General features: G+C 69.9%; 16 protein-coding genes and 2 pseudogenes. 10 read left to right on the top strand and 8 right to left on the bottom strand.

Annotation, left to right across the window (positions count from 1 at the left end; genetic code table 11):
• Window positions 1-72: 72 nt before the first annotated feature.
• Window positions 73-1,335, bottom strand: coding sequence for an epoxide hydrolase family protein (locus ACWCPW_RS46995; RefSeq protein WP_449767781.1), 1,263 nt, complete (start codon window positions 1,333-1,335; stop codon window positions 73-75).
• Between the two features lie 63 nt (window positions 1,336-1,398).
• Between ACWCPW_RS46995 and ACWCPW_RS47000 the strand changes: the two genes are divergently transcribed.
• From ACWCPW_RS47000 to ACWCPW_RS47015, 4 genes are all read left to right on the top strand, one after another.
• Window positions 1,399-2,355, top strand: a complete 957-nt coding sequence (locus tag ACWCPW_RS47000) for a helix-turn-helix transcriptional regulator (RefSeq protein WP_449767782.1) — start codon at window positions 1,399-1,401, stop codon at window positions 2,353-2,355.
• Window positions 2,356-5,045: 2,690 nt separating this feature from the next.
• Complete coding sequence (locus tag ACWCPW_RS47005; protein WP_449767783.1) at window positions 5,046-5,396, top strand: MerR family transcriptional regulator; 351 nt, start codon at window positions 5,046-5,048, stop codon at window positions 5,394-5,396.
• 171 nt (window positions 5,397-5,567) lie between these two features.
• On the top strand, window positions 5,568-5,798 hold the full coding sequence (locus ACWCPW_RS47010) for a hypothetical protein (RefSeq protein WP_449767784.1): 231 nt from the start codon (window positions 5,568-5,570) through the stop codon (window positions 5,796-5,798).
• A gap of 239 nt (window positions 5,799-6,037) precedes the next feature.
• Complete coding sequence (locus ACWCPW_RS47015) at window positions 6,038-6,490, top strand: hypothetical protein (protein WP_449767785.1); 453 nt, start codon at window positions 6,038-6,040, stop codon at window positions 6,488-6,490.
• 71 nt (window positions 6,491-6,561) lie between these two features.
• Here the strand turns inward: ACWCPW_RS47015 and ACWCPW_RS47020 are convergent, their stop codons facing one another.
• The 6 genes from ACWCPW_RS47020 to ACWCPW_RS47045 all read right to left on the bottom strand — a co-directional run bounded on the left by ACWCPW_RS47020 (window position 6,562) and on the right by ACWCPW_RS47045 (window position 13,949).
• Window positions 6,562-8,121 (bottom strand): DEAD/DEAH box helicase, encoded by a 1,560-nt coding sequence (locus tag ACWCPW_RS47020; protein WP_449767786.1) that lies wholly within the window; start codon window positions 8,119-8,121, stop codon window positions 6,562-6,564.
• A 376-nt stretch (window positions 8,122-8,497) separates the two neighbouring features.
• The gene (locus tag ACWCPW_RS47025; RefSeq protein WP_020554951.1) at window positions 8,498-8,704 is read right to left on the bottom strand and encodes a cold-shock protein; all 207 of its coding nucleotides are present in this window, start codon (window positions 8,702-8,704) and stop codon (window positions 8,498-8,500) included.
• A 429-nt stretch (window positions 8,705-9,133) separates the two neighbouring features.
• Entirely contained in the window at window positions 9,134-10,882 is a 1,749-nt protein-coding gene (locus tag ACWCPW_RS47030) for an AAA family ATPase (RefSeq protein WP_449767787.1), read from the bottom strand.
• Window positions 10,883-11,026: 144 nt separating this feature from the next.
• On the bottom strand, window positions 11,027-11,566 hold the full coding sequence (locus ACWCPW_RS47035) for a helicase associated domain-containing protein (RefSeq protein WP_449767788.1): 540 nt from the start codon (window positions 11,564-11,566) through the stop codon (window positions 11,027-11,029).
• Window positions 11,567-11,757: 191 nt separating this feature from the next.
• Window positions 11,758-12,180: a hypothetical protein gene (locus ACWCPW_RS47040; RefSeq protein WP_449767789.1), complete on the bottom strand. Its 423-nt coding sequence runs from the start codon at window positions 12,178-12,180 to the stop codon at window positions 11,758-11,760.
• A gap of 1,310 nt (window positions 12,181-13,490) precedes the next feature.
• Window positions 13,491-13,949 (bottom strand): SgcJ/EcaC family oxidoreductase, encoded by a 459-nt coding sequence (locus ACWCPW_RS47045; protein ID WP_449767790.1) that lies wholly within the window; start codon window positions 13,947-13,949, stop codon window positions 13,491-13,493.
• Between the two features lie 91 nt (window positions 13,950-14,040).
• Between ACWCPW_RS47045 and ACWCPW_RS47050 the strand changes: the two genes are divergently transcribed.
• Window positions 14,041-14,565, top strand: a complete 525-nt coding sequence (locus ACWCPW_RS47050; protein ID WP_449767791.1) for a MarR family winged helix-turn-helix transcriptional regulator — start codon at window positions 14,041-14,043, stop codon at window positions 14,563-14,565.
• 756 nt (window positions 14,566-15,321) lie between these two features.
• A pseudogene (locus tag ACWCPW_RS47055) lies at window positions 15,322-15,672 on the top strand (transposase); the annotation flags it as partial.
• 240 nt (window positions 15,673-15,912) lie between these two features.
• Here ACWCPW_RS47055 and ACWCPW_RS47060 read toward each other — a convergent pair.
• Complete coding sequence (locus tag ACWCPW_RS47060; protein WP_449767792.1) at window positions 15,913-16,245, bottom strand: hypothetical protein; 333 nt, start codon at window positions 16,243-16,245, stop codon at window positions 15,913-15,915.
• Between the two features lie 649 nt (window positions 16,246-16,894).
• Between ACWCPW_RS47060 and ACWCPW_RS47065 the strand changes: the two genes are divergently transcribed.
• The 4 genes and pseudogenes from ACWCPW_RS47065 (at window position 16,895) to ACWCPW_RS47080 (ending at window position 22,271) form a co-directional block, all read left to right on the top strand.
• Window positions 16,895-17,242 carry a hypothetical protein gene (locus ACWCPW_RS47065; protein ID WP_449767793.1) on the top strand — a complete coding sequence of 116 codons (348 nt, stop codon included), beginning with the start codon at window positions 16,895-16,897 and terminating at the stop codon, window positions 17,240-17,242.
• Between the two features lie 1,073 nt (window positions 17,243-18,315).
• Window positions 18,316-20,010, top strand: coding sequence for a hypothetical protein (locus ACWCPW_RS47070; protein ID WP_449767794.1), 1,695 nt, complete (start codon window positions 18,316-18,318; stop codon window positions 20,008-20,010).
• A gap of 418 nt (window positions 20,011-20,428) precedes the next feature.
• A pseudogene (locus ACWCPW_RS47075) lies at window positions 20,429-20,587 on the top strand (leucine zipper domain-containing protein); the annotation flags it as partial.
• Window positions 20,588-21,086: 499 nt separating this feature from the next.
• Window positions 21,087-22,271: a methyltransferase domain-containing protein gene (locus tag ACWCPW_RS47080; protein WP_449767795.1), complete on the top strand. Its 1,185-nt coding sequence runs from the start codon at window positions 21,087-21,089 to the stop codon at window positions 22,269-22,271.
• Window positions 22,272-22,662: the final 391 nt, after the last annotated feature.

Below are 22,662 nucleotides of genomic sequence, written 5' to 3' on the forward strand. Positions count from 1 at the left end.
CGAGAGGCGGAATAGGAGCGAAGCCGAAGCACTCCGGCACCCGCCGGCACCGGGTGGCGTTCTACGACTCCCTCAGCGGAGGTTTCGGAAGAACGCGCGGACGTCGGCGACCAGAAGGTCGGGGGCCTCCATGGACAGGAAGTGGCCTCCGCGGTCGAGTTCCTTCCAGTGCACCACGTAGTGGTCGCGTTCGGCCCACCGGCGGATGCTTACGTCGTGGGCTGAGACCAGGACGCCGGTCGGTACGGTGCCGCGCTCGGCGGTCGGCCAGGATTCGGTGCCGCCGTCCGTCCCGTCGTTGTATTCTTCGGCCGGGACTTCGGGTTCCGCACCCCAGGAGGCGGTCTCCTTGACCGACTGCGTCCCCCAGTCGCCGTCCCCGCTCCAGGAGTTCGCGGAGATCTCCTCGTAGTACACCTGCGCGGCCGACGCGGCGGTGCCGGTGAACCAGTAGAGCGCCACATCGGTGAGCATGCGATCGCGATCGACGCTGTCCTCCGGCAGGCCGTCTTCCGGGTCGGTAAACTCCTTGAACTTCTCGACGATCCAGGCGAGTTGACCGACGGGCGAGTCGTTGAGGCCGTACGCGACGGTCTGCGGCCGCTTGGCGTTGCACTGCAGGTAGCCGTCGTTGAAGTCCTGCATCGCCTGCCAACGGCGCTGTTCGACCTCGGTGAGGCCCTCCGTCTCGCCCTCCAGGCCGATCGGGAAGGTGATCAGGGCGTTGACGTGGATCCCCACGACGTGTTCCGTGTCCTGCCGGCCCAGTGCGGGGGCGACCCACGCGCCGGTGTCGTAGCCCTGGACCCCGTAGCGCGCGTACCCGAGGCGGGACATCAGCCGCGCCAGCACCGTGGCCATCCGGGCCGCACCCATCCCGGGCCCGGCCAGCGGCGTGGAGAAACCGAACCCCGGCAGTGACGGGACGACCAGATGGAACGCCTCGGCCGGGTCACCGCCGTGCGCGCGCGGGTCGGACAGCGGCCCGATGACGTCGAGGAAGTCCACCACCCCGCCCGGCCAGCCGTGCAGCAGCATCAGCGGCAGCGCGTCGGGCTCGGGCGAGCGCACGTGCAGGAAGTGGATGTTCTGCCCTTCGACGGTGGTGACGAACTGCGGGTGCTCGTTGAGCGCGGCCTCCTGCGCCCGCCAGTCGTAGGACGTCCGCCAGTACTCGGCAAGCTCCTTCAGATACCGGACCGGCACTCCTCGGCTCCAGCCGACCCCGACCACCTCGTCCGGCCAACGAGTGGCCGCCAGACGCGCGTTCAGATCGTCGAGGTCGGTCTGCGGGACGTTGATACGGAAGGGGCGTACGCCCTCTGTCGTCGTCATGCCGACCACGCTACGAGCCGCTTAGGGCGATTTCGTTCCTAAGCTTCGGGCAGTGTTGTCCTCATGTTGGAGACCTCCGCGCGACTGCTCAAACTGTTGTCGCTACTGCAGACCCACCGCCAGTGGTCGGGCGCCGAACTGGCCGAACGCCTTGAGATCACCCCCCGCACGGTTCGGCGCGACGTGGAAAGGCTGCGCGAACTCGGCTACCCGGTCCACGCCACCCGGGGGACCGCCGGCTACCGCCTCGGTGCCGGGGCGACGCTGCCGCCGCTGCTCCTCGACGACGACGAGGCTGTCGCGGTGGTGATCGGGCTGCGTACCGCAGCGGGCGGATCCGTGGCCGGTATCGAGGCGAACTCACTGCGGGCGCTCACCAAACTGGAGCAGGTCCTGCCATCCCGGCTGCGACACCGCGTCCAAGCTCTGCACGCTGCGACGATCCGGGCCGGTGTCGCTCCCACGCCGCAAGTGTCGCCGAACACGCTGATGGCCATCGCCGACGCCTGCCGCCGGCACGAACGACTGCGCTTCGACTACGCCGGCCCACGCGACGGCGACTCGGTCCGAACCACGGAACCGCACAGCCTCGTCAACTTCGACAGGTACTGGTACCTGGTCGCCTGGGATACCGACCGCCGGGACTGGCGCACCTTCCGCGTCGACCGGCTCACCCCGCGCACGCCGACCGGACCGCGCTTCGCGCCACGGGACCCGCCCGACGGCGACGTGGCCCGCTACCTCACACATCGACTGTCCTGGCGGACCTGGCCCTGTCAGGCGACGGTCACGCTGCACGAGTCCGCCGAGACGATCCTGCAACGCATCTGGCCCGGCATGGGCGTCGTCGAACCGCTCGACGACGGCAACTGTCTGTTGCGCCTGGGCGCCGAAACCCCCCGGGACCTGGTCTGGATGATCACTTCGGTGGACGTCGACTTCACCCTCGACGAGGCGCCGTCCGAGGTCGCCGACGCGCTCCGCAGCCAGGGCGAGCGCTGCCTACGCGCGGTGCGGTAGCGACGGCACCACCTCCGGCGGGCGGTCGCCGTCGCCGTCGCCGTCGAAGGCAGACTCGTCTGCGCTACCGAAGTCTTCTCATCGAACGTGGCGGAGGCGGGCGGCTGGACGGCGGTGCTCGCTCAGCCCGATCCGCGCGGCCAACCGGGAGGCGGCCCCCGGGCCCCGACGAGGCTGTCGCGGAAGCACGCCACATCCTCGCTCTCCCACAGCACGACGGTCACCGTATACGCCCGGCGGCGCACATCGCGGCGGCGGTTTGCTTGGTGTCGGTACGGCCGTGGTCCATGACAACGACCGGAAGTGAAAGGTGCCGGCGGAGGCTCCACCGGTCCTGCCGGCAGCCGCACGCCCCCGAAAGACGACGTTGATCGCCCTTGAGTGAACCGGCCGCCCCGACCATCGGCGAAGCGGCGGCCCACGAGCGGCCGTCCCGGTCGCGGGCAGTTGCTCCCCGATGATGAGCGCGGCCGTCGCCGCGCCGGCATCGCAGCGGCGACAACCCCCTTCTCTCGTCCATCCCCAGAGGCATCCGTGCCCGATCTCCATCGGTGCGGGACGCCCCGAGCCGCCTCCGGGACGGAGACCCGGGGCTTCCGGGACACCCGAAGCCGGAGCAGATTGCCTCCTCTTCGGGCACCGCAAAATCTGTTGTGTCGAGAGTAGACATTGGGTTGTGGTGTGGCTATTGTTTCTCTCGTAGCCCAGAGAGACCGAAGGGCCCGGCAGAGAACGAACTGCCGGGCGGCAGTACAGGTGTTCGCAGTGCGCAGGACGGTTCGGTGGTGGGGTTCCGAAGCCACGGTTGGAGTGAGAGGGCGACGGGACCGACGGCCGAACCGGGTGGCCCGCGGCAACAGGGGTCACCGCAGGCAGTGTCGTGGTCGACGCAATGCAGTACCGGTAGGTGCAGGTCGCAGTACCCGGCAGTGGAGTGGGTGAGCAGTACCTCGGTGAAGGCGTCGGCTGCGGGCGCGCGCACCGGGAGGTTCGACGGTGGGGTTCCAAGCCGAAGCAGCACGCAGGACGGGCGACGGGGCCGGCTGTCGAAGGGTGGCGCTGTGAGAGGCCACCGAAGGTTCGCACCACCCGTAGTGCGCAGTGGAGCAGGTCAAGCAGTCGATATTCGAGGGAAGAACGGAGGAGCCGAGCGCCATCGGGATCGCCCGGGCGGAAGTCTTGGGCCCGGGTACCGCAGGACATCGATAGTGAGGTGGTCTCCGGTCGAGCAACCGCGATCCCCGCACCCCCGACGGCAGTTCGGTCGGGTGGGCGGAAAAACGAGGCCGGCGCAGTAGTCACGGCCGGCAGGTGGTGTAGCAGTTCCTTCGGGGCCCCGGTGCCGCACGGCGCCGGGGCCCCTCTACGCGTTCCCGAAGATGAGGAGCAATCCGCAGCGGCGCGGCGCTCCCGGCCCGCTCTTCCCTCGGGGCCGGGGCCGCGTTCCTCCCGGCGGTCGCCGCAGTCCGCAAGTCATCGACCAGCCCTCTGTACGCCACAACCCGGCGAAGCCGGGTCCCCGGTGCCGGACGAAGGCCCCAACCGGCCCTGGCGTTGCCGCGCGAGACCCGCAGGACTCCCCGGGCGGGAGAAGACGGGCTGATCGAGACCGCCCACGCCACGCGGGTGCCGGTCGGGCGGATCCGACCCAACCCCCGGACGCGGCACCGCCGACGGGCGGTCAACGCCGCCACCGCGCCCGGGACTCGCCGGGACCACCGGGCGAACGAAGCGTCACCTTCGGCCCGCGAACGCCGCGCCCCGGCCCGCGAACGCCGCGCCGACCACCACGCCGTCGACGCCCGGGCAACGCGATCACCCCGTCGACCTGCGGCACCTCGCGGGCCGGATCACCTACCAACCGACCTTTAGCTACTCGCGCGCGGGGATACCGGCACCGGACGTCGGGCGACGACGGACCCGCCGCCCCGATCGCCGCCGTCACCCGCCCGCCCCGGGCGGCCGGCCCGCGGCGGCACGTGGGCGGGGGTCGAGCGCATCGGCCGAAACATCCGGTGGCCCGTCGGCCCCGCAGGAAACGAGGAGCCGCACCGCGGGGTTCGGAGCGACAAGAGACCAAGCGCAACCGGGGAACCATTCCACATCCGACGATGCCGGAAAATCTGTCGCCCCGGGAGTAGACATCGAAGAAGTCGGTGGGTATGTTTTCTGTCGTAGCCAAGCGAATCAGTGAGGCGCGACAGAGACGAACTGGCGCGCGTTGTTGAGGGTTCGACAGCAGAGTCCCGGGGCCGTTCGTTGTTCGGCAAGGGTTCCGGAGGCTGGTTGTCGGGCCGAGGAGAAACCGAGGGGCGCCCCCATGGGCCGCCGTGTAGGACGAGCAGTACCCGGCAGTACCTGCAATTCGGTCGTAACCCGCGGTGGCAGTACACGTTGCACACGCAGGACAGGAGAGGAAGGAGTGAACGCCATCCGGATCGCCCGCTCGGCGCGGTGAGACTTCGGCCGAGTGGGATCCGTGGAGACGCCGGTACGAAAGGTGGTCTACGGTCACACAATTGCGATCCCCGCGCCCCCACTCGTTGGGGCGGATGCGGAACAGGTAGGCCGACACGTCGGTGTCGGTGGATGGTGTGGATTTCTTTCGGGGCCCTGGTGCCGTACGGCACCAGGGCCCCTCGACGCGTTTCCCGACGACTTTGACGAATGTGAACTCAAGAGAGGCGCCGATGGCCCCCGATTCCGGCTCGACCCCAGCCAAGCCCGACCGGCTCGACGACGACGACTACCCCGCCTACACCATGGGCCGCGCGGCCGAACTCATCGGCGCCTCGCAGGGCTTCCTGCGCGCGATCGGCCAGTACGGCCTGATCACCCCCCTGCGCTCCGAGGGCGGCCACCGCCGCTACTCCCGCTACCAGTTGCGCATCGCCCAGCGCGCCCGCGAACTCGTCGACCAGGGCACCGCCGTCGACGCCGCCTGCCGCATCGTCATCCTCGAGGACCAACTCGAAGAAGCCCTGCGCCTGAACGCCGAACTGCGCGACAGGCACGGGACCCGGCCGCACGAGAAACCCTGACCCGCCGAGGACGCCCGGCGCGGATCGCCGCCACCGAAACCGTCGGGCCCAAGTCTCCCCGAGAACCCGCCGAGGTCCTCGTCGCGAGCGGCAACCCCTACCGGAACACGGCAGAGCCCGCGGCCAGGATTTACCCGGGCCGAGGGCCCATCCGACGACAGGAGGCAGACGATGGAACGAGATCCGGGAGACATGGCCGCCCTGGCGAAGCGACTGGCCGCGGCGGCGGAACAGTTGCGCCTGGCCGTCAAGGGCATGGGCGACCTCGGCTGGACGACCGACTCGTACAACAGGTCCCACCTGCGCGACATCGCGAGCTGCCTCACGAACAGCGCCACGCGCATCGCCGCCCGCCACGGACTCCCCGGTACCCGCAGCACCGCGGCCGGGCACGCGCGCTGACGGACGCGCCGCAAACCCGAGGACGAACCGGTCGATTCCCAGACGCCGGAATACGCAGGCAACCACTGCCCGAGCCACCCGGAAAGGCGCGGGCTCGGCCGCTGTGACAGTCGCGGGGGGCGGCTCTGTTACTTCCGGATGCCGCCCGACCGGCACGCGCTCGGCGACATCGTCGTGATCGACCGCCGGAGACGCGGGCAATCAGAACAGGATGCCGTGCGAATCCTCTTTCGAACGGTGTGGCCACGGCAGGCGGTCTGCTCCGGGCGAGTCGCCACGCCGTCCTGGAGGACCTTCCGGCTCTGATCACCGCGCACGCCCGACCGCCGGGCCTGTCCCGTCCGCTGGTCTACCTCGTGGACGTGCAGCGACAACTGCTGCGCCCGGTCCTGGGCCGGGGACAGGGCGAGGGTGCCGCGGACGGGGACTCCGAGGCGGAGCTGCGCGTCGATGCCACGCCGGTCGGTCGCGCCTTCCAGTGCGCCGAAATCGTGGAGGCCCCGACCGGCGCCGACGAGGACGGGCTGCCGGAGCCGCGGATCAGGCGTTTGTGGCTGCCCCTGAGGGACGGGGCCGAACGCCTGGGCGTTTTGGGCCTGGAGACGGACGACGCCGACGACCACGATGGTCGCGGCTTGCGCCGCCGACGGGTCCGGGGCGGCGAAGGGTCCCGAGGACGGCGAAGGCCCTGAAGTATCCGGCCGTGTCCGCCGGTTGGGCGGGTGTGGCCGGCTCTTCAGGGCCGGATGTCGCGGGGCGCGGGTCAGGCGGCGGTGGCCGCGCGGGGTGCGGGGCGGGTGGCCGGGCCGGAGCGGCGGGCCTGGGCGGAGCCGCTGCGGCGTCCGCGTGAGGAGGAGCCGCTGCCGGTGCGGCGGGGGCGCTCCACCACCGGCGCGGTGATGACGACGGGGATTCCGGAGGGCGCCTGGGCACCGGTGATCCGGGTCAGTTCGGCCTCGCCGGAGCGGACCTGGGTGGTCTGCGGCGTGATCCCGGCGTCGGACATCAGGCGGACCATCTGGCGGCGCTCGCCGGGCAGGACCAGGGTGACCACGCTGCCGGACTCGCCGGCGCGGGCGGTACGACCGCCGCGGTGCAGGTAGTCCTTGTGGTCGCTGGGCGGGTCGACGTTGACGACCAGGTCGAGGTTGTCCACGTGGATGCCGCGCGCGGCGACGTTGGTGGCGACCAGGACGGTGACGTGGCCGGACTTGAACTGGGTCAGGGTGCGGGTGCGCTCGGGCTGGGACTTGCCGCCGTGCAGCGCGGCGGCGCGGACGCCGCTGTCGAGCAGGTGCGCGGTGAGCCGGTCGACCGCGTGCTTGGTGTCGAGGAACATGATCACCCGGCCCTCGCGGGCGGCGATGTGCGTGGTGGTGGCGTTCTTGTCCGATCCCTGCACGTGCAGTACGTGGTGCTCCATCGTGGTGACCGCGCCGGCCGAGGGGTCGACCGAGTGCACGACCGGGTCGTGCAGGTACTTGCGCACCAGCAGGTCGACGTTGCGGTCCAAGGTGGCGGAGAACAACATCCGCTGACCGTCGGGGCGTACCTGGTCCAGGAGTTCGGTGACCTGGGGCATGAAACCCATGTCGGCCATCTGGTCGGCCTCGTCCAGGACGGTGACATCGACGTCGGCCAACACGCAGGCGCCGCGGTCGAGAAGGTCCTTGAGCCGGCCGGGCGTGGCCACGACCACCTCGGCGCCCGCCCGCAGCGCGGTGATCTGGCGGCCGATCGGCATGCCGCCGGTCACCGTGGCCATCCGCAGTCGCAGCGAACGGGCGTACGGCGTCAGGGCGTCGGTGACCTGCTGGGCCAGCTCACGGGTGGGCACCAGCACCAGCGCGAGCGGGTGCCTGGGCTCGGCGCGCCGGCCGGCGGTACGGGCGAGCAACGCCAGGCCGAAGGCCAATGTCTTGCCCGACCCGGTCCGGCCACGGCCCAGCACGTTGCGGCCGACCAGCGAGTTCGGCAGCGTCGCCGCCTGGATCGGGAACGGCTCGGTCATGCCCATACCGGTCAGCGTCGCCAGCAGCTCGGACGGCATGTCCAACTCGGCGAAGGCGGCCACCGCGGGCAGCGCCGGGGTGATGGTCACCGGAAGCGCGAACTCCCCTCGGACACCGGAGGAGCGACGGCCGTAGCCGCCATGGCCGCCGGAGCCGCCCGAACGGCCGTAGCCGCCGGAGCGACCCGAGGCGCCGGAACGGCCGTAGCCGCTGCCGCCGGAGGCCGAGCGGGCGTAGCCGCCGGTGCCGCCGCTACGGCCGCGGGAAGAGGAGGTGTACGAAGAATTGGTGGAGCGGGCGTTCGGGTTCACGGGGAACCTTCCTCGACACGGCACGTACCGCGGAGACCCGGCAGCCGAAAGCCGCGCAAGGTACCTCGAGAACGAGCCGAAATGAAAAGAAGAAACGAAGTGGGGCGAAAGAAAAATCCGCGCGAACACACTTCGAAAGGCGCGGCGCCGTCAAAAAAGGCGGCCGACTCGAACGGACTGCGAAGTCCGGGAGCGGTGGGCGGTGCGCGGTCGTAAGCCGTCGACTGCCGCCTACCGGGCAGGGGTACCGCGTCGCGTGCGTCGCCACGACCTCGGGAAAGAGGGACGGGCGGGCTGCGGCAAAAATTCACAAACGCCGTGCGAGGGCCCGCGACCTCACGGTGGCGGGCCCTCGCACGGAGGCACCGAAAGGGCGTCAGGCGGGAACGATGTTCTCCGCCTGCGGGCCCTTCTGGCCCTGCGTCACGTCGAAGGAGACCTTCTGGCCTTCCTGGAGCTCACGGAAGCCCTGGGCGGCGATGTTCGAGTAGTGGGCGAAGACGTCCGGGCCGCCGCCGTCCTGCTCGATGAAGCCGAAGCCCTTTTCCGCATTGAACCACTTCACGGTGCCGGTCGTCGCCATGTCGTTCTCCTTCGTTGGGGGAGCAGTTCCGGAATCCACGATGTGCGATTCCGCGTCGCCGCAAGGAGCCCACCCGGAGATGACCGGCCAAACAAAAAATGCACCCACGGAACACGCCCGTCAGGTGCACACAAAGTTCATGGGTACCACAACTGCAACTGGGATCAACATAGCACGGATAGCGACGGCTTCGCGGACCCCGACGATCAACCGGCACCGTTCTTCGGGCACCAGGGAATTTCGCGGACCGGTGTTCAGGTCCGCGCCCCGGCTCGTGCCACCCCCGCGCCTTCGATCCCGAGCGCGCCTCGGGTCCGGGCGCCCCGGCCCGAAAAAACTCCGTGGAACCGTCGAACTCGACCATGCCACCGTGCTGTTGCACCGCCTCGCCGGCAAGACCGACACCTGGAACGTCGAGGGTCGATCATCTCACCCGCGAGTCCGGGAGGTCGGCGGTCGGCGGGTCAGATGCTCGAGGTAGCGCTTGGTCAAGTGGGCGAGTTCGTCCGGTGGGGTCAGGTGTTTCTCCTGCTCGAAGACGTCGGAGATCCAGGCGTTCTTGTCCCTGCCTCCGATGCCGGGGTGCCAGCGCTCGAGTTCACCGACGGGCACCAGAAGGGCCCCGAGATCACCCAGGTAGGACAGGAGTTGTTCGAGCGCGTTGTACTCCTGCCCGTCCAGCCCGCGGAGCCCGGAGCGCTTGAGGTCCTTCCAGTACGTCGACCTCTTGCCCAGTTCGGCGATGGCGTTCGTCTGGGTGACGCTGAGCGTGTCCTGGCCGTTCGACGAGCCCAGGATCTCGTTCATCCGTTTCCTGACATGGGCGACGTTCTGCGTGCTGCGCACGACCGCTCCCGCGGCCCGGTGGAGCAGGTCCAAGTGAGGGGCGACCCGATCCCATTCACCGTCCAGGGCCTGGACCAACTGTCGGACGCGGGGCTTGGTGTCGAGCATGTCGATGTCGGCGATGACGACGGCGGGAATCCCGAGACTGCGCAGCTTGCGGACCGCCACCGCCAGCCGGGCCTTCCCGCCCACGTGGATGAACGCCAGGTTCGGGTCGGGAGTCGCGGGAACGGCGGACACCATGGCCTCGAGAGTCGCCGCGTAGAACCGGCAATCACCCTCGGCCTCACACACCACGACACCGTCGTGAAAGAAGCCGGACACGATGTTGGCGTATCGAGTGAACGGATCCGTCAGGATCTCCCGCACATCGCCCGGCCCGAGCACATGCACATCCTGGTGCTCCGCCGTCCTCGACAGACGGATCAACCGGGTGTTGTCGGGCTTCGATTCCAGCACCCCGTGCAGAAAATCCGCGCTGTGCGTCGCGACGATCACCTGGCATGCCGCACGCGTCTCCTCCGCGAGGATCTTGCCGAGAAGCCGAGCCTGCGGCGGATGCAAGAACGCCTCCGGCTCGTCGATCACCACGACCGCCGCCGGCCGGACCAACGCCTGGAGCAGGACATGAACGAAGCTCCGGACGCCATCGCCCTGCTCAGCCAAGGACGGCTGCGCGGCAAACCACTCGAGATAGCTCGCGGGCGCGGGCGGACTCACCTCGTCCGGTTCCCTCTCCACGCTCAACTGGAGATTGATCTGCAGATTGTGGCGATTGATGACAATCCTCTGACCGAAGGCTCTTTCCACCCAGATCGAGAACTGCTCGTGCACAGTCTTGTCCAGCCAAAGGTGCTGTACCGGATGAGAAGGCTGCTGCGTCCCGCGATCCCATTGCGGCGCACTCGCACCCTCTTGTAGCCGCGAGCCCGTCGACAGCCCGGATATCAGGGCCGAGCCGATGGGGGCGATGTCGCAGTTCTGCCAAGCCTGAGTCAGATGAGCCCTGGTGGCTGGCCGCCCGAGAGTCGGGTCCACCACTGAAAAGGCATCGACGCCGTTGTTCGAACTCTGCAGCAAACCCCGCCCGATCAGCCAGTCCACGAACGCATCCGCGTCACCCTGCCATGTGGCCTCGACCCCGGCAATCCACCGTCCCACCCCCTGCGGGGGCGTCGCCACGCTCGATACGAGTTCCTGGAGAAACAGACTCTTTCCGGAGTTGTTGCCGCCCGTGACGACAGTCAGCCCATCGAAGGAAAGCTCGATGACCCACCCGTCGGCCAATGTGACCGCTTTGATCCCGAAACCGAACTCGGACGGCTCGCTCATATGACTCCTGTTGCCGATCAACGACTCCGCAATGCCCTGACCGGCCATCATGACGCCCCAACCCGACACTGTCCGAGCTTCCACGGATCACGACCACAGGCGCCCGTCCCGGACCTCGCATCACTCCACCGTCTGTGGCCGAAGTCAGGTCCATCGCATGTCGAGTGCGGAGAGCGCATCGAGCTGCTCGGGCGGGTATGTGGCGCGTCGTTGTCGCCCGTTGGCGAGGGCGACGCCGAGCTTGACCGGGTGTGTCTCGCCGTCGTGTTCGACCGCTTCGACGTGCTTGCGCGGGACGGTCAGGTGCCCCTCGCGCTCGCGGAACGCTGCTGCTGCGGCGAGGGTGAGCGTCCACCGATCCACCCGCGCCGCCGACGCCGGCGCAGCCGGCTGTACGTCCTGCTCGGTGACGTCGACACCGACCTTGGCCAACGCCGCCCGCTGCGCCGGTGTCAGGTCCGCCGCGCTGCGCCCGTCCGGCTTTGGCGAGGCCCTCGGTGGGGGGCGGACGCTTTCCATGCGGCTCTTGGTGGCGGTTTCGCCGAGGGCTTCGGTGAGTCGGCGGACGTTCATGGGTTCGCCGGTCTTGTCCAGGAGTTCGGCGATCTCGTCGCGCAGGTGGGTCCGAACCGGTCGCCCCGTCGCCGGTTCGGGGACGGGTTTCGTGGTGGGGGCGTTCTTCACGCGGGCCTTCTTCGCGGGAGCGGCCGCGGGTGCCGGTGAGTGCGGCGACGGCGTCGGGCGCCCGGCCGCGCACCGAAACCGGGCTTCGCCCCCGGGTCAGGGCCTTGGAAACGACGTGGGCGGCCGGCGAACGTCGGGGGAGAGACATCGAAGGTCGGGATCACCCCCGCCCGGGCGGGCAGCGAGCGGCTTCAGCGCCCGGCGGATGCGGTGTCCTCGCCTTTTTCGTGCCGTCGGCGCGCCCGGAACTCGTCGCCCTTGCGCGCGCTCCAGGCGTAGAGCGCGGTTCTGGCCGGGAGGAGCACGCTGCAGGCGGGAAAGATGAGCGCCGGGAACAGCCACACCTCGACACCGTTCTCGCCCATCACCGATCGGACGATCACCGTCACCACGTAGGCGGCGGCTCCCGCGCCGAGCCACCACTTCCACGCGCTCCTGCTGGGGCCGTCGGTGGGCCGGGTCGAATCCTCGTCTCCCCGGGTGCTCACCGGCTGTCCCCTCCTCTTGCGCAACAGGGCGCGAATCAGGAAGGCCCCACCGAAGACGGCGAGGAGCACTCCCAGCAGCCCCCACTCCATCGGCGACTCCGGTACTCCTCGGGCGTACTCGTTCACGTCCCCACCTCCGCGGTCGCTCCTGTGACGCAGGTCGGCCGAACGTGTTCCCGGGGGACCAAGGATCACACCCACTGCGGGAGTTGCGGCCGATCAACAAGCCCGTACCGCGGGCGAAATCCACAGCGGAAGCGACTGGGGACGGCGTGGGACGACGCGTGCTCCGGTCCGGGGGAGCCCGCCCGATCACCCGCTCGACGTGATGTGGAAGCCCCGTGCGGGACGCCGGGGCCAGGCCGCGCGATCGCGGACCGACTACGAGCAAAACGTTCTCTCGGACGTTCGAACGCGCCGGCGCGCCTGGCACCAGACCGCGTCGACGCTCTCTCGCGCGAGGCGTAATTCGCCAGGTGCCCGGGGACCAGAACCAGGCACATGGGCGAGACGGGAGTTCCATATACGACTACGCGCCGAACTCCGCCGCACACTCACGACTCCGGCCACGCCGCCGGTCGCCGGCCCGGTCGTCGAACACGCCGGGCGCGTGTCGCGCTCCAAGGGCCACGGTGAGATTCGCGCCGTGCCGGCGACATCCGGTGCCACAGCCGTGCCGGGCGGCCAAGCCGTGACCCTTCTCCTCGAGTACCCGGAGCGGACCGGCACTGAGCGGACGAGCACCCGCCTTCCGAGACGGTCGAATCGCCGTGCGAAGGCCGAAAGCGTCGATGACGTCGGACCGGTATCGCACAATAGCCCGCATACTCCCCGATGACACCTATCTGTCGAAACTCGGACGACTGACGTACTCCCTGGCCCTGCCGGCGAGCACGGCCCTCACGCCCTGGCGCAACTCCCGGGTCTGCCGCCGGCGTTGACCGCCCGCAAACCGATTGGCAGGACCCTCGGATCCGCCTGCAGGATGCCGGTCATGGTTGTTGGTTCACCTCCCGGGAGCGGCGGTCGGTGCGAGACCGTCGGCCGGGCGGGAGGACAGGACTGTGACGAGTGCCCGGGGCAACAGGCTCCCATTCGGTCACCGCCCGCGCGGCCGACGGGCCGCATCACACCTGCCGACGGAGTGACCGACAGATCAACAGCAAGGACACCCGAGGGGTCAGTCGTAACACCAGTCAGGACGCCCCGGCGACGGTGCCCCCATCCTCACTGTCGTAGGAGTCGCCCACCGCACCCGTCGAGGCGGCAACTCGCGTGTGCAGAAGGCGCGTTGTCAGTTCCATCGACGTGTATTGTGCCCGCTTCGGCGCCGGCGCCGTTGTAGGCGAAGCCTTCCTGGCCTTCGCGTTGTGGTCGCAGCCCGCGCCGGTGTGGGTGAGGCGGTGACCAGAGCCGTGCACCGGGCATAGACCCGGTTACTTCTGTGCGGCCGGGATGGTGCCGGGGGCGGTCCTGAAGGAGATGGCCTCCAACAGCGGCTTGCGTTGGGTGTTCTGGAAGGCCGCCACCCGCCACTGCCCGTCCGGCTCTCGCACGAACGTGCACGTCTGCACCTTCGACAACTTCGACGACCGGGGCGCGGCGGCGCCCTTGTAGGTGTCGCCGCGGCCGGTGACGACCGCGGTATCCGGACCGTGGAACCGGATGTCGGTGATCTCCCCCGCGAGTTTGGTGTTCTTCAGAAACTTCGCGAACAGCGTGCGGTGGCACTCCACGATGTCGGCCCTGCCGCTGTAGTACGTCCCGACGAACGTGACGTACGTGGCGTCCTGGGTGAACAGTGCCCCATACGCGTCGGCGTCGTTGCGGGCCCACGCACGGTTCATCTCGGCCATCACCGCGGTAATGGCCGTCTTGTCGTCCTGTGTGGTCATGCCGTCATCCTGTTCGTTAAGATGAAACAGAATCTGTTTGCAAACAATATCTGCATCATTGCAACTATGAGCCTAGGGGGCATCCACAGCGATGGCAAACGAGACGCCCGGAGACCAGCACGTGATCTTCCGCCGGTACCTCGACGCGGTGGGCCTGCACGGGATGGCCGGCGCGGAAGCCGCCGGCCTCCAGCCCACCGAGTGGTACGCGGTCAGCCTGATCACTCTGGCCGGACGCATCACCTCGGGTGACCTGGCCGCCCGCACCGGCCTGACCACCGGGGCCACGACCCGGCTCATCGACCGGCTGGAGAAGGCCGGCTACGTGCGCCGCTCCTCGGACGCGGCCGACCGCCGACGGGTCATCGTCGAAGCCTCAGCCGAGACCTTCCCCGACATCGAGGACGTGGTCGGCCCCGCCCGCCGACTGATCGCCGAGGTCCTGGACCGCTACACACCCGAACAGCGCGAGGTCCTCTTCGACTACTTCACCCACGCGGCCCCCGCCTACCGGGCAGCCACCGAAGAGATCCGCGCCCGCGCCGCACCCAGCCGCCGCCCCGGCCCCAAATCCAAGGGAAACACCCCTCGCCCCACCCCTGGCGCGAGCGAGTGAGCGCCCGTTACCCCGCCTTCCGCATCACAGGACCCGGCACGGAAAGCCTGGCGCGGGCCTGCTCTCCCCAACGGGACCCTTCGCGCGAGCAAGATCAAATAGGGCCGGGCCGAGATCACCGAGAAGCGGATCGGCTCTCAACTCATCGACGGAGGCGTTCGCGCTGCTCTTCGTGCGACGACCCGATGACGGCGGGGAAGACCCGGCCGTCGTGGGTCGACTCGCGTCGCGACAATCCGGCGGGCAGCGACTCCATGTCACCGGTGGACTGCGAGACCAGGCGGTTGTAGCCCGGCGCCGTGCGGCATCACCACGAGCGGGGCGTCCAGGTGGCGCCTCTCCGGGTGTTTCGCGGCGGCCACCGCCAGGTGGAAACGACGACTCGTCGCCTCCTCCCAGGACAGGACACGCCTGCCCAGGGAACGCAGGTGGTCGGCCGGCCTCGCGGCGAACGCGGATCCGGAGTCGATGGGGAAGGAGACGCCGATCCCGCCCTCGGGACGTCATAAGGGAAGCGCGTCCAGCAGAGGTGTGGCCGACGGCAAAGTACGTGCGCCGGCGAGGACTTCGGTCGTGTTCCGTGAGGGGCCCCGGCGGGAACCTGCCGGTCTGTCGGACAGCGACACGGTCGTTCCGGGCACGGGCGGGGCGAAGGGGGTGCGCGGGTTCGACGAACGGCGCCGGGCCCCGAGGCTCGCGCCCCGATGCCGGCACCGGTGGTCGACGGCGGTTGTTCGGCCGAGGCTGCCGATGTGGCAGAGCGTCAAGACCTCCGCCAACGTCCCCACCGCAGGTCGAGGCATCGATGCCGGCAAGAGAATCACGGATAGGAAACGCCAGGTCGGTGTCGACGCCGTCGGCCTTTTGCTCGCCGCAGTCGGTCACCGCCGCGAGCGTCTCCGACAACGTCGGCGGCATCCCACCCGCTCTCGGCGATCGCCGACCCACCCCCGCGTCACCAAGGCCTGGGCCGACGCCGGCTACCGCACCACGGCGATCGCGCACGGCGCAGCCCCGGGCATCGACGTCGAGGTCGTCCAACGCGACCTGACCGTCAAGGGATTCAAGGTCTTTCCCAGACGTTGGATCGTCGGGCGGACCCTCGGCCGGCTCACCTCATGAGCAGACGACTCACCCACGAAGACATCCCGAACTGGCGCTACACCTGAAGTTTGAACCACTATGATTCACGGGACAAAATGCTCTTTCGCACACCGATCCGCCGGAGGTGGCGTCGGTTTCCACGGTGGGCTCGCCTGTTCCGGGCACCCGTCGCCGCCCCCGTGGGTCCATCGATGGGCGGAGGCCGGGCACGCCACGGGCTGCGCGCACAGATGGCGCGGACACTCAGGACGTGAGGGCCACCGCTTGCAGCACAAAGCCGGCGCCCAGAACGGACAGGCCCACGTACCAACGGATACGGGGCGGCAGGCCGGCGGTCAGGAACATGCTCACCAAGGCCGCGACACCACTGAGTCGGGCCCACAGGACCAAGCGGTCGCTGCGCTCGACCGGATCGAACGAGCAGCGCCCCGCGCAGGCTTCGCCGTCAGCGGTGATGGTCAAAAGTGCAGCCATGTCGATCAGGGCCATGACCAGCATGGCGCAGACGACCGCGATGACGAAGAGGGTGATCGGGCTGCGGCCGGGCTTGTTGGCTGCGTCTGTGGTTTCGGGCATGGGACCGATGCTAGGGAGAGGCGGCGTGCGCGGGCACGAGTACCGATACTCAATCCGGGGGAGAGTATCGCCTCCGACGCGACGGTGCCCTTGTCGAGACCGACGCGGTCGCGTGCGGACCATGCTCCAAGCGGAGTTGTGCCGGGAGGGCACACGTCAGGTCGTGTGGGGTGCCCTAACCGGGCGCGGATACGCCGCCGCCTCAACCCCCGCACCACCACCGGCGCCGAAACCGCCGACCTGTCGAAGAGACCTCACCGAACGCATCGGCGCCACCTTCGTCTACGCGGGCATCGACACGGCGGCCGCCACGCCGTTGTTCAGTGGTGGGGATGCGGGGCGCAACTCGCCGGGCGGGCCTCGCTGATCGAGTGGGGGCGTTCCCGGCACGGCTCGGGGAACGCGAACCGTTCAAAGAATCGATCGCCGGAGTGGCAACCGCGCTCGATCCGGACGCGCACCGGCCCGGGACACTCCCCCAACTCACGTCCTACCTCCACCAGCGCACCGCCGACCGGATCGGACATCGACAAGCCGGACGGAATTCGGGTGCGATGAGCGGAGTTCACCGCCCGCGTCGACGTGCTGCGCGCGGTGCGTACGGACCCCGTATCGTTGCCGGCGATGCCGTGGTGCGGGAGAGGCGAGCATGGGACGCGGGTGGGGCTGGCTGGGTATCGCGGTGGGCGTGGCCGCAACACTGGGGCTGCTGGCGACACCCACCGGTAGCGGGGGCAACGCGTACGGCGGCGCCATATGCGCCTCGGTGCTGGGGGGTGCGCACGGTGATCGGCCCATCGTCACGCTCTTGGGCGGGGTCGACAAGGTGGACACCAAGGAGGCCGTCCGCACCGCTCTGCATGATTGCGAACGCCGACGCGGCAACCGCCTCGGCTGGGCCCTGGCGGCGACCACCCCCACGGCCGCACTCCTCGGCGGCCTCCTGGCCACCCTCCCGCCCCGGGGCCGCCGGGCGGCAACGCCGGGCTACCGCTGATTCGCGGCTTCCGTCCGGCGTTCCCCACCTCGACCGACATACGGAGCATCGAGAGTCCGTGAAGCGGGCCAAGCACGGGTCCATCGCCGACCGGATCCGGCGGGGCGAGACGTGACGACCCGTCCACGGGCCGCCGGCCTTCCCCTCCGTCGGTGCTCGTGAGACGCGGAGAAGGCGTCGACCGCACACGTGGTCGACGCCTTCTCCTTCATTCCATCGCGGGGCACAGCCCGCACAGCCGCCGACAGCGAACGTGTGGACCCCACGAACGGCACCTACCCACCGGGTCGGCAACCCCGGGCGGGGCGCGAGGACTTCACCCGAAGGATGCGAACGCCCGCTCGTGTCGGGCGAGGTGGCAGTACGCCTCCGGCTGCCCGCCCCGCCCCGCCCCGGCCCTCCAGCCACGCCGGCACCGGCAACGACGCCCGCGCGAGCCGCCACTCGGCGTCCGTCATCTCCGACGGATACGCACGCGCCCGGACCGGTCGGCCGCCCGCGTTCCCGTACACGTGCGCGAGGCAGTCACACTCAGGGCGGAACGGATTGGACTTGCCTCCCGCAACCACGTACAACCGTGACAACAGGGCCTTCTGGACATCTCGTACGGTCTCGACAACCACCGAGGTTCCAAGAGGCCCTGCCCTCATGTGCCGACAGCAGCAACATCACCCAACGAGGATCCAAGTCCTATAAACCGACGCCAAGTTCGATAAGAAGACGGCTTCTCAGCCGTCACCCGGACGGCCAATGGAAGCGCCCCGGCGAATCCCCAACACCTCGGCCCCCACACCAATCACCATCCCCGGAATCACGTCGCCGTCCCGGAACAACGGTCACGTTTCCCCCATCGATTCTGCCGGTCTGCCGATCAACGTCTCGCAAGGTGCGCCCGGGAACCGGGCCGTCCGCAAATGTGGGTCGAGAGCCCGTGTCCGAACAACAATGAGACCCGAGGATCCATGGCCAACCCGTCGCTCCTCCCGGTTGGCATCGACGAAGCCGCAGCCGAGCCCCCCGACCCGTCGGTACCCGGCCTCCCCGCACGGTTTCGACGTCGAAACGCGTTGGCCGTGGTGGTGCCCACGATCGTGTTGGGAGTGCTCGGGTGGCGGCATCGGGCTCTCGCCGACGACGGCGTCATCTTCCTGCGGACCGTCCGCCAGATCCTCGCCGGCAACGGCCCCGTGCTGAACGTGGACGAGCGCGTCGAGGCCAATACGAGCACGCTGTGGCAGTGGCTGCTGGTTCTCCTCGGCGCGATCACGCCGGGCGACCTGGGGTTCGTCGCGGTCATGGCGGGGCTGGTGCTGACCACGGCGGGAGTGGCCGTCGCACTCGACGCCACCAGGCGGCTGTACACAGAGCCCGCGGGCAGGTTGCTCCTTCCCGCGGGTGTGCTGGTGCCAATGGCGGTGCCGGTCTTCTGGGACTACGCAACCGCCGGTCTGGACACCGGGCTCGGCACGTTCTGGCTCGCCGGTTGCTGGTGGCTGCTCGTGCGTTCCCGCAGCGGGACGAGCGCGGGTCGGGCGTGCGCGGATTCCGTCTGGTACGGGCTCGGGGTCCTGGTGCGGCCCGATCTGGCGCTCGTGACCGGGGTGTTCCTCGTGGGTGCGTTGCTCGTGGCGCGGCCGGGCCGCGGCGCGTGCGTCGCACGGATCGCGGCCGCGAGCGCGCTGCCGATCGCGTACGAGATCCTCCGTGCCGGCTACTACGGCCTGCTGGTCCCGATGCCCGCGCTCACGAAGGAGGCCGGCACGAGCGACCCGGGCCGCGGAATGCGCTACCTCTGGGACTTCACCGCGCCCTACGTCCTGTACGTGCCGGCGCTGCTGTTCCTCGCCGTTTTCGCGGCTTGGTCGATCCGGTCGCGGACCGACCGGCGCAAGCTGGTGGTGCCGCTCACACCGATCGTGTCGGCCCTGGTCGTCACGGTCTATGTGATCAACCTCGGCGGGGACTACATGCATGCCCGGATGCTGCTCCCGGCGATGTTCCTGGCACTCATGCCCGGGTTGCTGCTACCCGCGACACGCCGGACGAGCCCGGTGGCCGCGCTCGTGGGGGTGTGGGCCGTGGCCTGTGTGGGCCCGTGGCACCCTGCGGCCTACCACGGGCACGACGCCTCGACGACCGCACGGGTTCGCGACAGCGACATCCGCATCACCGGCACCTCCAACGCCGACCACACGCGTGACTGGGTCCTCGCGTTCCCCGGACTGCGTGAGTCGACGGCCGCGGGATTGGCCGCGAATCGCCCCGTCCTGCTGCGACTCGGACCCGATGGCCGGTCCACCATGATGCTGCCGCTGAACCCGGATCACGCCCCGGCCCGAGTATCGATCCCGGGCGGCTTCCTCGGAGTCACCGGCCAAGTGGTCCCGCTCGACCAGTACATCGTCGAGATCTGGGGCCTGGCCAACACCGTCGGCGCGCACCTCGAATACACGCCGGGCTGGCAACACAAATGGCCGGGCCACCGCAAACACATCGACGACGTCTGGCTCCTCGCCCTCGAACTCGACCCTGCGACGAACGAGTTGCCGGCCCCCGGCGTTTTGGGCGTCGACCCCGAGAACCTGGCCGCCGCCCGGCACGCACTTTCGTGCGGCGACCTGAAGGAACTCCTCGACTCCACCCGCGCACCATTGAGCCCGAGCCGCTTCCTCCGCAACCTCGCCGGTTCCTACCACCGCACGACACTGCGCATCCCCCGCGACCCCGTGGCGGCGGAACACAAGTTCTGTGGAGACCAGCCGAAGTGAATCCCGCCCGCGCGGGTGTCCGCGGAGAGCGGGGCCACCCGGATCGGGCTCCGGACCGCCGCGCACCGATGATCGAGTGGTCGATGCTCGTGCGGGTGATGTCGAGATGATGCGTCGGATGTCACCGGGCGTGGTCGCCGGGGACGTTTCGGCCCCAGGGTGATCCAGCGCCGGTCGCGATGCGGGTCGTGGCGGCCGAGCACGCTCGCGACGGCCCTGTTCTCCCGAAGGAACGACGAAGCGCGGCCTCGTACGCCGCTGCTGTCACCGTCGCGGCTTCGACACCTGCTCCCCACCGGCCTCGGCCCGGCTCGGGCAGTCGGCCAACAGTGCGGTGCCGTCCGCGTACCGGACGAACACCTGCGGGACCCACGGCTGCACCCGCCCGTCCGCCGCGTCGCGCCACGGCCGCCGCACGGGCGTGGCCCTGCGAGGCGCCGCGGAACGCTTCCAGGTCTCGGTCCCGACCGCCGTCCGATGGGCCGCCCGCTGCCGCGAATCCGGCGAGGCCGGAATGGCCGACCACTCATCCAGGCCCCGCCGCACCCCGACCCGCACCGAAAGGTCCTACCTCGAAGGCATGATGCCGGATCTCGGCCTCGCGGCGACGGCCCGCAACGCCTACTTCGAGTCGCTGCAACAAGCCAGCCAATCCGCGAACGCCACGCCGTCTTCGTCATCCGACTTCGTAGCGGACAACGACTTTCCTGACGACGGCGACTCGCGGGGCGCGGCACCCGAGGACGAGTGACCCAGAGCGGCCGGTTCGACATTCACGCCGCGATCGCAACCCCCAACACGTCAGGGAGGCGTCCGGTCGCACAGGGGTTCATGCCTCACGTCGCTGTGCCGCAGGCGGCGAGAGTCCGAGTGCATGAGGTTCCTCGTTCTTGCGATCACGTGGTGTGGGCGAGGACGCTCGTTCCGTAGCAGGCGCGTGTCGAGGGTGGGGGAGGTCGCGCGGTGGGTGAGCACGAGGGTGACAAGGACTTCGGTCAGCAGAAGCCGAGTCCCGACGGTTCCAAGCCGGCGCCGGTCCCGGGGCGGCACAAGAAGGACGACCCCAAGGACGGCAAGTGAGTGTGCACGACCCGCTCGAGCGTGCCGCCCGGCTCGCGGACACCGTGGCCGCGTCGGTTCCCGGCCTGGACCCGCGGTGGCGCGAGGCGATCGCGACCGTGCGCAGGGACCTGTTCCTGCCGGACCGCGTCCGGACCGACACCGGCCCCGTAGACCGCTCGATCGACGAACAGGCGTGGTGGGACGTGGCGTACGACGACATCCCGGTGATCACCAAGGTGGATGGCGCGCCCGGTCGTGAGGACTGGCCCACCTCGTCCGCCTCGCAGCCCTCGGTCGTGGCGGCGATGCTCGCCCTGCTCGACCCGACCACGGGCCCGTTCCTGGAGATCGGCGCGGGCACCGGGTGGAACGCCTGCCTCCTGCGCGCCGCCACCGGCCGAGAAGTGGTCAGCGTCGAGATCGACCCGGACCTGGCCCGATCCGCTCGCGGCGCTTGCGAACGCGCGGGCGTGCACCCGCACATCGTCACCGCGGACGGCACCCTGGGACACCCCTCCCGCGCCCCGTACGCCGCAGTGGTCGCCACCTGCTCCGTCCATGCCGTCCCGCCCGCGTGGGTCGAACAGACCTGCCCCGGCGGGACGCTCCTGGTCCCGTGGACCTCGCCGTGGGCGTCCTACGGCATCGCCCGCCTGATCCGCGACGACGACGGGGGAGCGACCGGCCCGTTCGCCGCCCTGGGCTCGTTCATGCCGCTGCGCGCCGCGGCGGCCGGGTACGACGACAGCCCGCCGCCCGTGGACCACGACGCCCCCACCCGCGAGCGCGTGTCGGACCTGGCGCCGTGGGCGGTGCAACCCGAGGAGCCCGAGGCCGCGTTCGTCGTCGGCGCCACGCTGCCCGGATACCGCTTCCTCACCGCCCGCGCCGACGACCCGCAGCCGGGTGAGTGGTGCTGCACCCTGCGGGTGATCGACGCCACCGGGGCGAACCGGGCCGACGTCGACCACACCCGAGGCCGCGACGAGGGCCCGTTCTCGGTCACCGTGCACGGCGAACGCGACGTGTGGGCCGACATCGAACACACCCACGCACGCTGGACCACCCAGGGCCGCCCCGGACCCGAACGCTTCGGCCTGCGCGTCGAGCCCGACGGCGGCCAACACGTATGGTTCGACGACCCGTCCGGCCCGACCTGGCCCCTGCCGGAACCGGCCCCCCACGCGATCACGACCTGAACCCGTCCGGCATCGCGAGGGGCGGAGACAGCGCCACCAGGCTCGGCCCCGCGTCCCCCGTCCTTTCGATCGACTCGGGGTCGAACAACCCGTCGGATGGGCGGTAGTCACGGGTTCGGCGGCGCCGTGCACGGTGGCGGCCTTGACGAGGAGGAGGACCGGGAGCCGCCCGCCTGCGGCTCGTGGGGGAGCCGATGTTGACGTCGCTGCTTCGACGGCAGCAACCCCAAGACCGACACCGATCCCCGGAACATCCCGCCGCTGTTGGGGCGCGGTACCGCCCGGGACGGGTGGCGCCGGGTCCCGCACGCCTTGCCCGAGGCCGTCCGTCGCGGCACCCCCGACGCGCACGGCCGACGCGCCCTCGCGCCGAACGGCGCGCACGTACCGG

This window comes from Embleya sp. NPDC001921, assembly GCF_053594475.1.

Excerpts from the sequence above, each read along its gene's own strand:
- ACWCPW_RS47050 (WP_449767791.1), top strand. The coding sequence starts at position 14,041 with ATGGCAAACGAGACGCCCGGAGACCAGCACGTGATCTTCCGCCGGTAC.
- ACWCPW_RS47025 (WP_020554951.1), bottom strand. The coding sequence starts at position 8,704 with ATGGCGACGACCGGCACCGTGAAGTGGTTCAATGCGGAAAAGGGCTTC.
- ACWCPW_RS47010 (WP_449767784.1), top strand. The coding sequence starts at position 5,568 with ATGGAACGAGATCCGGGAGACATGGCCGCCCTGGCGAAGCGACTGGCC.
- ACWCPW_RS47030 (WP_449767787.1), bottom strand. The coding sequence starts at position 10,882 with ATGAGCGAGCCGTCCGAGTTCGGTTTCGGGATCAAAGCGGTCACATTG.
- ACWCPW_RS47060 (WP_449767792.1), bottom strand. The coding sequence starts at position 16,245 with ATGCCCGAAACCACAGACGCAGCCAACAAGCCCGGCCGCAGCCCGATC.
- ACWCPW_RS47005 (WP_449767783.1), top strand. The coding sequence starts at position 5,046 with ATGGCCCCCGATTCCGGCTCGACCCCAGCCAAGCCCGACCGGCTCGAC.
- ACWCPW_RS47045 (WP_449767790.1), bottom strand. The coding sequence starts at position 13,949 with ATGACCACACAGGACGACAAGACGGCCATTACCGCGGTGATGGCCGAG.
- ACWCPW_RS46995 (WP_449767781.1), bottom strand. The coding sequence starts at position 1,335 with ATGACGACGACAGAGGGCGTACGCCCCTTCCGTATCAACGTCCCGCAG.
- ACWCPW_RS47000 (WP_449767782.1), top strand. The coding sequence starts at position 1,399 with ATGTTGGAGACCTCCGCGCGACTGCTCAAACTGTTGTCGCTACTGCAG.
- ACWCPW_RS47065 (WP_449767793.1), top strand. The coding sequence starts at position 16,895 with ATGGGACGCGGGTGGGGCTGGCTGGGTATCGCGGTGGGCGTGGCCGCA.